The sequence below is a fragment of the Allobosea sp. TAB14 genome, from assembly GCF_052113865.1.
Lineage (GTDB): Bacteria > Pseudomonadota > Alphaproteobacteria > Rhizobiales > Beijerinckiaceae > Allobosea > Allobosea spartocytisi.
The window spans coordinates 1-9,397 of record NZ_JBFRDQ010000162.1 but is presented as its reverse complement, the minus strand read 5'-3'; the positions used below and the strand labels follow the sequence as shown (position 1 = coordinate 9,397).

9 protein-coding genes are annotated in these 9,397 nt (G+C 65.6%); 4 read left to right on the top strand and 5 right to left on the bottom strand.

Annotation, left to right across the window (positions count from 1 at the left end; all coding sequences use genetic code 11):
- Positions 1-279 (top strand): Lrp/AsnC ligand binding domain-containing protein (locus AB4Y99_RS20955; RefSeq protein WP_441524679.1); only part of this gene is annotated, 279 nt, incomplete at its 5' end.
- Positions 280-378: 99 nt separating this feature from the next.
- A complete protein-coding gene (locus tag AB4Y99_RS20950) occupies positions 379-1,674 on the top strand; it encodes an aminotransferase class V-fold PLP-dependent enzyme (RefSeq protein WP_441524678.1) in 1,296 nt (431 codons plus the stop codon).
- Positions 1,675-1,785: 111 nt separating this feature from the next.
- Here AB4Y99_RS20950 and AB4Y99_RS20945 read toward each other — a convergent pair whose 3' ends face one another.
- Positions 1,786-3,405: a peptide chain release factor 3 gene (locus AB4Y99_RS20945; RefSeq protein WP_441524677.1), complete on the bottom strand. Its 1,620-nt coding sequence runs from the start codon at positions 3,403-3,405 to the stop codon at positions 1,786-1,788.
- Positions 3,406-3,602: 197 nt separating this feature from the next.
- Here AB4Y99_RS20945 and AB4Y99_RS20940 point away from each other — a divergent pair, with 197 nt between their 5' ends.
- Positions 3,603-4,970 carry an APC family permease gene (locus AB4Y99_RS20940; protein WP_441524676.1) on the top strand — a complete coding sequence of 456 codons (1,368 nt, stop codon included), beginning with the start codon at positions 3,603-3,605 and terminating at the stop codon, positions 4,968-4,970.
- A 61-nt stretch (positions 4,971-5,031) separates the two neighbouring features.
- The gene (locus tag AB4Y99_RS20935) at positions 5,032-5,877 is read left to right on the top strand and encodes an SAM-dependent methyltransferase (RefSeq protein WP_441524675.1); all 846 of its coding nucleotides are present in this window, start codon (positions 5,032-5,034) and stop codon (positions 5,875-5,877) included.
- A gap of 22 nt (positions 5,878-5,899) precedes the next feature.
- On the opposite strand, the gene AB4Y99_RS20930 is transcribed toward AB4Y99_RS20935, so the two are convergent.
- The 4 genes from AB4Y99_RS20930 to cynS all read right to left on the bottom strand — a co-directional run bounded on the left by AB4Y99_RS20930 (position 5,900) and on the right by cynS (position 9,140).
- Positions 5,900-6,706 (bottom strand): ABC transporter permease, encoded by an 807-nt coding sequence (locus tag AB4Y99_RS20930; protein ID WP_248311179.1) that lies wholly within the window; start codon positions 6,704-6,706, stop codon positions 5,900-5,902.
- Positions 6,703-7,638 (bottom strand): ABC transporter ATP-binding protein, encoded by a 936-nt coding sequence (locus AB4Y99_RS20925; RefSeq protein WP_441524674.1) that lies wholly within the window; start codon positions 7,636-7,638, stop codon positions 6,703-6,705. The genes AB4Y99_RS20930 and AB4Y99_RS20925 overlap by 4 nt, the downstream gene beginning before the upstream one ends.
- 286 nt (positions 7,639-7,924) lie before the next feature.
- Positions 7,925-8,575, bottom strand: coding sequence for a hypothetical protein (locus AB4Y99_RS20920; RefSeq protein ID WP_441524673.1), 651 nt, complete (start codon positions 8,573-8,575; stop codon positions 7,925-7,927).
- A 76-nt stretch (positions 8,576-8,651) separates the two neighbouring features.
- The gene (gene cynS, locus AB4Y99_RS20915; RefSeq protein WP_112763614.1) at positions 8,652-9,140 is read right to left on the bottom strand and encodes a cyanase; all 489 of its coding nucleotides are present in this window, start codon (positions 9,138-9,140) and stop codon (positions 8,652-8,654) included.
- Positions 9,141-9,397 lie beyond the last annotated feature (257 nt).

Genomic DNA, 9,397 nt, shown 5'->3' with positions numbered 1-9,397 from the left:
GTCTTCATCGCGGTCAGGACGGCGCGGCACTCGATGGAGTGGCTGGAACGCTTCCATTCCGCCGTGCAGGACCTGCCGGAGATCGTCGATTTCTACCGGATGAGCGGGGAGATCGACTATCTGCTCAAGGCTTGCGTCTCCGACATCGCCGCCTATGACGCGCTCTACAAGAAGCTGATCTCGCGCATCGACCTCTCCGATGTGACCTCGATGTTCGCCATGGAGGAGCTGAAGTCGACGACAGCGGTCCCGCTGGGATTCGCGCTGCCGGGACATTGAGGGCCGGACCGGTTCGCGGAAAGCGGATGCGTGACATGTCACAGCACTGAGACAGCTTGGCGCTACCTCCCGCGCGTGCCGTCCCAGGAGATCATGAACATGTCGAATCCGGTTCCTCAGACCAGCCGCCGCGCGCTGTTGCTCGGCCTCGGGACCGCCGCGCTGGCGGCTCCGGCTTTCGCGCGTTCGCTGCCGGCGCTGCCGACATCGAACCTCGGGGCGGATACGGGCTATTGGCAGGCCGTGCGCGGCCTCTACAGCGTCACGCCCGACATGGTGAACCTCGAGAACGGCTATTGGGGCATCATGGCCGAGCCGGTGAAGGCGGAATACAAGCGCCTGACCGATTTCGTGAATTTCGAGAACACGGTCTATGCCCGGACCAAGATCGGGGCGGATCTCGACAATGTCCGCGCGCCGCTCGCGGAATTCCTCGGCGTCGCGCGTGAGGAGATCGCGCTGTCGCGCGGCGCGACCGAGGCGCTGCAAGCCTTGATCTCGGGCTACAACAAGCTGAAGCCCGGCGACACCGTGCTTTACGCCGATCTCGACTACGACTCGATGCAATACGCGATGAACTGGCTCAAGGACCGGCGCGGCGTCGCGGTGGCGAAGTTCGACATTCCGGAACCCGCGACGCGCCAGGCCGTGCTCGACGCCTATGACGCTGCCCTGAAAGCGAATCCGAAGACCAAGCTTCTCCTGCTGACCCATGTCAGCCACCGCACCGGCCTGATGATGCCGGTGAAGGAGATCGCGGCGATGGCCAAGGCGCGCGGCGCCGACGTCATCCTCGACGCCGCCCATAGCTGGGGCCAGATCGACTTCCAGGCCAAGGATCTCGGCGTCGATTTCATCGGCTTCAACCTGCATAAATGGATCGGCGCRCCGCTCGGCGTCGGCATGATCTACATCACCCGGGAGCGTCTCGCCGATATCGACCCCTATATGGCCGACGAGGATTTCAAGGCCGACGACATCCGCTCGCGCCTGCATACGGGCACGCCGAACTTCGCGGCGCAGCTCACCGTTCCGACCGCGCTCGCCCTGCACCGGGAGATCGGGCCGCAGGCCAAGGAAGCGCGCTACCGCCATCTGCGCAATTACTGGGTCGCCAGGGCGCGCGAGCTCAAGGGCGTCGAAATCCAGACGCCGGACGATCCGAGCATGGTCGCCGGCATCACCTCCTTCGCGCTGACCGGCAAGCGCTCGCCCGCCGACACCAACGCAATCGTCGCGGCGCTGCGCGACCAGCACAAGGTGATGACGGTGCGTCGCGGCGGCGTCGCCAAGGGCAACACGATCCGCATCTCGCCGGCGCCCTACATCATGGAAGCCGATCTCGACAGGTTCGTCGCGGCGCTGGCGGTGGTGTCCGGCAATCGGGCTGGCTGACGTCGGACCTTTCCTCTGCCGTCATGGTCGGGCTTGTCCCGACCATCCACGGAGAGCCGTGTTCAAGACGTGGATGCTCGCCACAAGGGCGAGCATGATGCTGAGCCCGGATCAGGCCTTCGTGACCTTCTGGTAGTCCTTCACGTCCGAGAAGGTGATGTCGGGCGCGCGCTCGGCATCGTATTTCAGCGTGAACTGGCTGGAGGCCATGAAGACCGGGTCGCCGTCGAGATCATCGGCCATGGCCGAGGGCTTGGCCGAGACGAATTTCTGCAGCGTCGCCTTGTCGTCCGAGGAGACCCAGCGGGCGATCGAGAACTGGCAGGGCTCGAAATCAACGGGCAGCGAATACTCCGCGTCCATGCGCTCCTTGAGCACGTCGAGCTGAAGCGCGCCGACGACGCCCACGATGGCAGGGGCGCCGTCATGCGGCAGGAAGAGCTGGACGACGCCTTCCTCGGCCATCTGCTGCAGCGCCTCGCGCAGCTTCTTGGCCTTCATCGCGTCCTTCAATTTGACGCGGCGCAGGATTTCCGGGGCGAAGCTCGGCACGCCCTTGAAGACGATGTCCTCGCCCTCGGTCAGCGTGTCGCCGATGCGCAAGGTGCCGTGATTGGGCAAGCCGACGATGTCGCCGGCAAAGGCTTCTTCCGCGATCGAGCGGTCGCGGGCGAAGAAGAATTGCGGCGCGTTGAGTGGCATCGGCTTGCCGGTGCGGACAAGCTTGGCCTTCATGCCGCGCGACAGCTTGCCCGAGCAGATGCGCATGAAGGCGATGCGGTCGCGGTGGTTCGGATCCATGTTCGCCTGGATCTTGAAGACGAAGCCGGTCATCTTCGGCTCGTCCGCCTCGATCGGGCGCTTGTCCGCGAGCTGCGCACGCGGGCTCGGCGCATAGGCGCCGAGCGCATCGATCAGGTCGCGCACGCCGTAGTCACGGAGCGCCGCGCCGAAATAGAGCGGCGTGAGATGGCCCTCGCGGAAAGCCTGGAGATCGAAGGGCTTCAGGCCCTCGGCGGCGAGGAAGACCTCCTCGCGCCAGGTCTCGGCGGCGCCATGCGGCAGCAATTCGTCGAAGAGCGGATCGTCCCAGCCGGAGACCTGGCGGTCCTCGGCGCGCTCGTCGCCCTTCTGGTTGCGGCGGAAGGTATTGGCCTTGAGATCGTAGGTGCCGACGAATTCGCGGCCGCGGCCGACCGGCCAGGTCATCGGCGCGACGTCGAGCGCCAGCGTCGTCTCGATCTCGTTGATCAGGTCGAAGGGATCGCGGGTCTCGCGGTCGACCTTGTTGATGAAGGTGACGATCGGGATGTCGCGCAGCCGGCAGACCTCGAACAGCTTCTTGGTGCGGTCCTCGATGCCCTTGGYGGCGTCGATGACCATGACGGCGGCGTCGACGGCGGTCAGCGTGCGGTAGGTGTCTTCSGAGAAGTCCTCGTGGCCSGGSGTRTCGAGCAGGTTGAAGACGTGCCCGCCATATTCGAAGGTCATCACCGAGGTGACGACCGAGATGCCGCGCTGGCGCTCGATCTTCATCCAGTCCGAGGAGGTCTGGCGGCGGCCCTGCTTGGCGCGTACCTCGCCGGCGAGCTGAATGGCGCCGCCGAAATAGAGCAGCTTCTCGGTCAGCGTCGTCTTGCCCGCGTCCGGGTGCGAGATGATCGCGAAGGTGCGCCGGCGCGCATGCGGCGCCTCGGCCGCCGGGGCCCGAAGGGTCGAAAGATCGGTCATGGCCGGTTTGAAGACAGGATGAGGCGGGCGAAGTCAATCATTCTCGCCGCGCGGTGGCGGCGCGTGCCGARTTCTGCGCCGCTCACGGCTCCGTGAGGATTGCCGACCGCTTTGTGAGCGGAACAACCGCCATTCCCGCCGCATTCTCCCCTTCGACTTCCGTCGTACGACTTTTCATATCAGCCGAGGGGACCGGAATGCCCGCAGCCGTCAAGGCCGAGCCGCAGCCGAGCTTGTCCGTCTTCGATGCCGTGACGATCATGGTCGGCATCGTCGTCGGCATCGGCATCTTCAAGACGCCGGCCGTGGTCGCCGCGAATGTCGGCAGCGAGGCGGCCTTCATCGGCGTCTGGATCATGGGCGGCGTGGCGACGCTGATCGGTGCGCTCTGCTATGCCGAGCTCGCCGCCGCGCATCCTCACGCCGGCGGCGAATATCATTTCCTCGCCCGTGCCTATGGCCGCCCCGTCGCGATGCTGTTCGGCTGGGCGCGCGGCGCCGTGATCCAGACCGGGGCGATCGCGGCGGTCGCCTTCGTACTCGGCGACTATGCTGCGCAGGTCGCGCCGATCGGACCGATGGGGCCGGCGCTCTATGCCGCGCTTTCGGTGGTGGCGCTGACGGCGCTCAACGTCATCGGCACGGTGCAGAGCAAGAGACTGCAGATCGTCATGACCTTCATCGAGGTCGGGGCGCTCGCCGCCATCATCCTGCTCGGCCTGTTCTTCGGCGGCGATGCTCCGGCGCAGCCGGCTACCCCTGCGCCCGGGACGGCGGCCATCGGCCTCGCCATGGTCTTCGTGCTGCTGACCTATGGCGGCTGGAACGAGGCGGCCTATCTTTCGGGCGAATTGGAGAATCCGGCGCGCAACATGGCGCGCGTGCTGGCCATCGGCACGGCGATCCTCGTCGCGATCTACGTGCTCGCCAATCTCGCTTTGCTCGCGATCCTCGGCCTCGACGGTTTGCGGACTTCGGAGGCGGTGGCGGCGGATATGATGCGGCAGGTGGCCGGCGAGCCGGGCGCCGTGATCGTCAGCCTCGCCATCGTCGTCGCGGCGCTCTCGACGCTCAACGCCACCATCTTTACCGGCGCGCGGGTCTATTTCGCCATGGCGCGGGATCTCACCTTGCTGCCGCGCGTCGGGGAGTGGGACGAGCGCGGCCGCGCCCCGGCGAACGGGCTCCTGCTGCAAGGCGCCGTCGCGCTGCTGCTCATCGGTTTCGGCGCGGCCAGCCGGGACGGCTTCCAATCCATGGTCGACTACAGCGCGCCGGTGTTCTGGGCCTTCCTGCTGCTGGTTGGTGCAGCGCTGCCGATCCTGCGCTGGCGCGAGCCGGGGCGGAATCTGCCGTTCCGCGTGCCGCTCTACCCGCTGACGCCGATCCTGTTCTGCCTGGGCTGCGCCTACATGCTGCACGCCAGCCTCGCCTATACCGGCAGCGGCGCGCTGGTGGGGCTCGCGGTGGTGCTCGCGGGCCTGCCGCTCCTGCTGTTCCGGCGCAAGCAGGGGGATGAGGGGGAGGTCATTCCCGGCGCCGCGAGGCCAGCAGCGGCCGAGTGAACTCGCCCGATCGAGACCTCCAACCAAGGCTTTCCAACCCAGCTTTCGACAACGGAGACAGATGATGAAGAGGCTTCACATTCTCGCCACCGCCTGCGCCATCGGCTTGCTCGCGCCCATGGCCGCTTCGGCCCAGCCCGTGCAGGCCACGCAGAATCCGGCCGCCGCTCCCGACTACGTGCCGCGTTCGGGCCAGGCCGGGAAGGACGTCGTCTGGGTGCCGACCCAGCAGGCGCTGGTCGACAGCATGCTCAACATCGCCAAAGTGACGAAGGACGACTATCTGATCGATCTCGGCTCGGGCGACGGGCGCACCGTCATCACCGCCGCCAAGCGCGGCGTGCGAGCCATGGGCATCGAATACAATCCCGACATGGTGACGCTGTCGCAGCGCAACGCCGAGGCGGAGGGCGTGACCGACAGGGCGCGGTTCGTCCGGGGCGACATCTTCGAATCCGATTTCTCGCAGGCGACGGTGCTGACGCTGTTCCTGCTGCCTGAACTCAACCTCAAGCTCCGGCCGACCATCCTCGACATGAAGCCCGGCACGCGGGTCGTCTCGAACACCTTCACCATGGACGATTGGGAGCCGGACCAGAGCGTCGTGCTGGCGGAGAACTGCTCGAGCTTCTGCCGCGCCTATCACTGGATCGTGCCCGCCAAGGTCGCCGGCACATGGCGGCTCGGCGATGGCGAACTCAGGCTCTCGCAGAGCTTCCAGATGCTGTCGGGCACGCTGACGCGCAACGGCAAGTCCGTGCCGATCTCCGAGGCCAAGATGACGGGCAGCGAGATCAGCTTCCTGGCGGACGGGCAGCGCTATACAGGCCGCGTCGAAGAAAATCGCATGATCGGACGGGCTGAAGGCGGCGGTCAGGACTGGCTGGCGACGCGCTCCAGCACTTGACCGTGCAGGAGACCCTGCCGGCTCAGTTCTTGAGCCGGTAGCCGGTCCTGAAGATCCAGCCGACGATGCCGATGCAGAGCACGAGGAAGAAGAGCGTCATGCCCAGACTCACGCCGAGGCTGACATCGGCGATGCCGTAGAAGCTCCAGCGGAAGCCGCTGATCAGATAGACCACCGGGTTGAACAGCGTCACCTTCTGCCAGAAGGGCGGCAGCATCGCGATCGAGTAGAAGGAGCCGCCGAGGAAGGCCAGCGGCGTCACGATCAGCAGGGGTATGACCTGCAATTTCTCGAAGCCATCGGCCCAGATGCCGATGATGAAGCCGAACAGGCTGAAGGTCGTCGCCGTCAGCACGAGGAAGAGCAGCATCATCGCCGGATGCTCGATGCGCAGCGGCACGAAGAAGGTGGCCGTCAGCAGGATGATCAGCCCGAGCAGCATCGATTTCGATGCGGCGGCGCCGACATAGCCGATCACCGCCTCCCACCAGGCGACGGGGGCGGAGAGCAATTCGTAGATCGTGCCGGTAAATTTCGGGAAATAGATCGCGAAGGACGCATTGGCGATGCTCTGCGTCAGCAGGGACATCATGATCAGGCCGGGCACGATGAAGGCGCCATAGGGTACGCCGTCGATCGATTGCATGCGCGAGCCGATAGCGCCGCCGAAGACGACGAAATAGAGCGCGGTCGAGAGCACCGGCGAGACGATGCTCTGCGAAGGGGTGCGCCATGTCCGCGCCATCTCGAAGCGGTAGATCGCGGCAATGGCGCGGAAGTTGAGGCGCATGCCGGCCTCGGCGTCGCGGTTCGTCGTGACAGTGGTCATGCGCGCTCCCTCACCAGGCTGACGAAGATGTCTTCGAGCGAACTTTGGCTGGTGCTGAGGTCGCGGAAGCGGATGCCCGCCTCGGCAAGGCCCTGCAGCAAGGTGGTGATGCCGGTTCGCTCGGCCTGGGTGTCGTAGGTGTAGACGAGCTCGTCGCCGGCGGGCGACAGGCTGAGATTGAAGGCGGCGAGCGTGGCAGGAACGGCCTCGATCGGCTGTTGGAGCTGAAGGCTGAGCTGTTTCTTGCCGAGCTTGCGCATCAGCTCCGCCTTTTCCTCGACGAGGATGATCTCGCCCTTGGAGATGACGCCGATGCGGTCGGCCATCTCCTCCGCCTCCTCGATGTAATGCGTCGTCAGGATGATGGTGACGCCGGATTCCTTGAGCCGGCGCACCATCTGCCACATGTCCTGCCTGAGCTCGACATCGACGCCGGCGGTCGGCTCGTCGAGGAAGAGGATGCGCGGCTCATGGGCGAGCGCTTTGGCGATGAGCACGCGCCGCTTCATGCCGCCGGAGAGCCGGCGGATCTGCGTGTCCTTCTTGTCCCAGAGCGACAGCTCCTTGAGAATCCGCTCGATGAAGGCCGGGTCCTTCGGCTTGCCGAACAGGCCGCGGCTGAAGCTGACCGTGCTCCAGACCGTCTCGAAGGCGTCGGTGGTCAATTCCTGCGGCACGAGGCCGATGGCCGCGCGGGCGGCGCGATAGTCGCGGATGATGTCGTAGCCGTCGGCGAGGACGGTGCCGGTGCTGGGCTTCACCAGCCCGCAGATGATGCTGATCAGCGTCGTCTTGCCGGCGCCGTTGGGGCCGAGCAGGGCGAAGATCTCGCCGCGCCTGATCTCCAGATCGACGGATTTGAGCGCGCTGAAGCCGGTCGCATAGGTCTTGGAGAGCCCGGAGACCGAGATGATCGGGGATGTCGAGGACATGAGCATGGCCGCCATATAGGCCTGTTCGTCGCCGGTTGCGATGGCTGACAGGGCTGGAGACGCGCGAATTCCTGCCAAGGCGTGGCGGCAACGATCATGCAAAGGGCCGGGCGCGAGGCCCGGCCCTGCACGTTCCTCGGTTCGTTCGAGGCTATTTCATGAAGAACCACAACAGGATGATGATCGGGATGGGAACCCCGACGAGCCACAGGATGATCGAACGCATGGACAGCCCCTTTTTGGAAAGGATGATGCTGTGCCAACGCCTTCTGTGGCGTGAAAGTTCCTACCCGCCGGTGCCGGGTGGCGGCGTGAAGGCATCGGCGCTCGGATGCCAGAGGGGCCTATAACCTTGTCTCAACACGGCGAGCGTGGCCGGAGGCGTCAGGACGGTCACGGTTCCCGCCGGACGGTCGCGGCGCGCGGCATAGCCGGCCGGCGCCCAGAGCAGGGCGGAGCCGCCGCGCAGCGCCAGGAATTCCCTTCCGTTCTCGGCGAGCAGCATCGCGCCGTCCGGTAGATTCTCCGCCGACAGGCGATGCGTGCGCTTGCCCCGGCCGTCGCGGCGCTCGCCGTCGAGAATGCGATCGATCTCCGGGAAGAACGGCGTCTGCGTCAGGCCGAGGCCGCTCACCAGTGCTGCGCGATAGGCGAGGGCGTCGTGCCGCCGGCATTCCATGCAGGGGCGGTGGCCAGCGGCGAAGGCAGTGACCTCGTCGCAGAAGAAGAGGTCGGTGTAGCCGGGACCCCAGACCTGATGCCGGCGCCCCTTGAAGGACAGCACGCAGCAGATCCACTGGCGGCTGGCCTGGATGCGACGCGGCAGGGCTTGCGTCCGTGGATCGTGGAAGCGCCCGCCGCGATTGCCGAACAGGGTGCCGCGGGCCGGATCGGCGAAGAGCGCGCCGTCGGGCCTGACGCGATTGGGCAAGGGCATGAGACCTTCCGAGCGAGGTGATAACCCTAACCACGGTAACGACCGTCGCGACAGGCCGAGGCAGCAATGGCCCGCGTCACTCCTCCTTGAAGCCGTAATCGGGAATGCCCTGCTCGTTGCCGTAGTACTTGTACGGCAGGAATTTGCCCGACATGCCGATCTTGACCCGGTCTCCCTTCGGATTGGGCTCGCGCTCGAACGAGATGTTGAAATCGATCGCGGACATGATCCCGTCGCCGAATTCCTCCTCGATCAGCGCCTTCCAGGCCGGCCCGTTGACCATCACCATCTCGTAGAAGCGGTAGATCAGCGGGTCGGTCGGCGGCATCGGCGTGCCGGTGCCGCGATAGGGCACCTCGTTGAGCATGCGCTTTTCGTTCTCGGACAGGCCGAACAGCGCGGCTGCGCGCTCGGCCAGCGGCCGGACCAGCTTCATCTGGCCGAGCAGCGCGCCGACCACCAGCACCTCGGACATGCCGCCGATCTCGTCGGTGATGTATTTCCAGCTCCAGCCCTTCTCGCGCTTGATGTCGAGAATCTTCTCGGTCAGCTCTTCGCGCTTCATCGTCACCCTCTCCGGACGCCATGATCCCCATGGCTGAGGCAAGGATCGGGCCGGCGCCCGGATGACGCAGGGTTTCGTCGATCACGGCAGGATCGTCTTAACGTTATGATGAAGTAGGGTTCGCGCACTAAGGCATTTGAAGTTTTTTTCTCGGCATCTGGAGGCTGAAAAACGACGCAGGAAATCCCGGCACGGCGATGAGTTCCTATATTCCCCTGATCCTGTTCACGGTGCTGACCAATGCGGCGGCGCAACTC

What these genes read in the sequence shown, in the direction of transcription:
- AB4Y99_RS20940 (WP_441524676.1), top strand. Translation starts at nt 3,603, where the DNA reads ATGCCCGCAGCCGTCAAGGCCGAGCCGCAGCCGAGCTTGTCCGTCTTC.
- AB4Y99_RS20935 (WP_441524675.1), top strand. Translation starts at nt 5,032, where the DNA reads ATGATGAAGAGGCTTCACATTCTCGCCACCGCCTGCGCCATCGGCTTG.
- AB4Y99_RS20930 (WP_248311179.1), bottom strand. Translation starts at nt 6,706, where the DNA reads ATGACCACTGTCACGACGAACCGCGACGCCGAGGCCGGCATGCGCCTC.
- AB4Y99_RS20925 (WP_441524674.1), bottom strand. Translation starts at nt 7,638, where the DNA reads ATGTCCTCGACATCCCCGATCATCTCGGTCTCCGGGCTCTCCAAGACC.
- AB4Y99_RS20920 (WP_441524673.1), bottom strand. Translation starts at nt 8,575, where the DNA reads ATGCCCTTGCCCAATCGCGTCAGGCCCGACGGCGCGCTCTTCGCCGAT.
- cynS (WP_112763614.1), bottom strand. Translation starts at nt 9,140, where the DNA reads ATGAAGCGCGAAGAGCTGACCGAGAAGATTCTCGACATCAAGCGCGAG.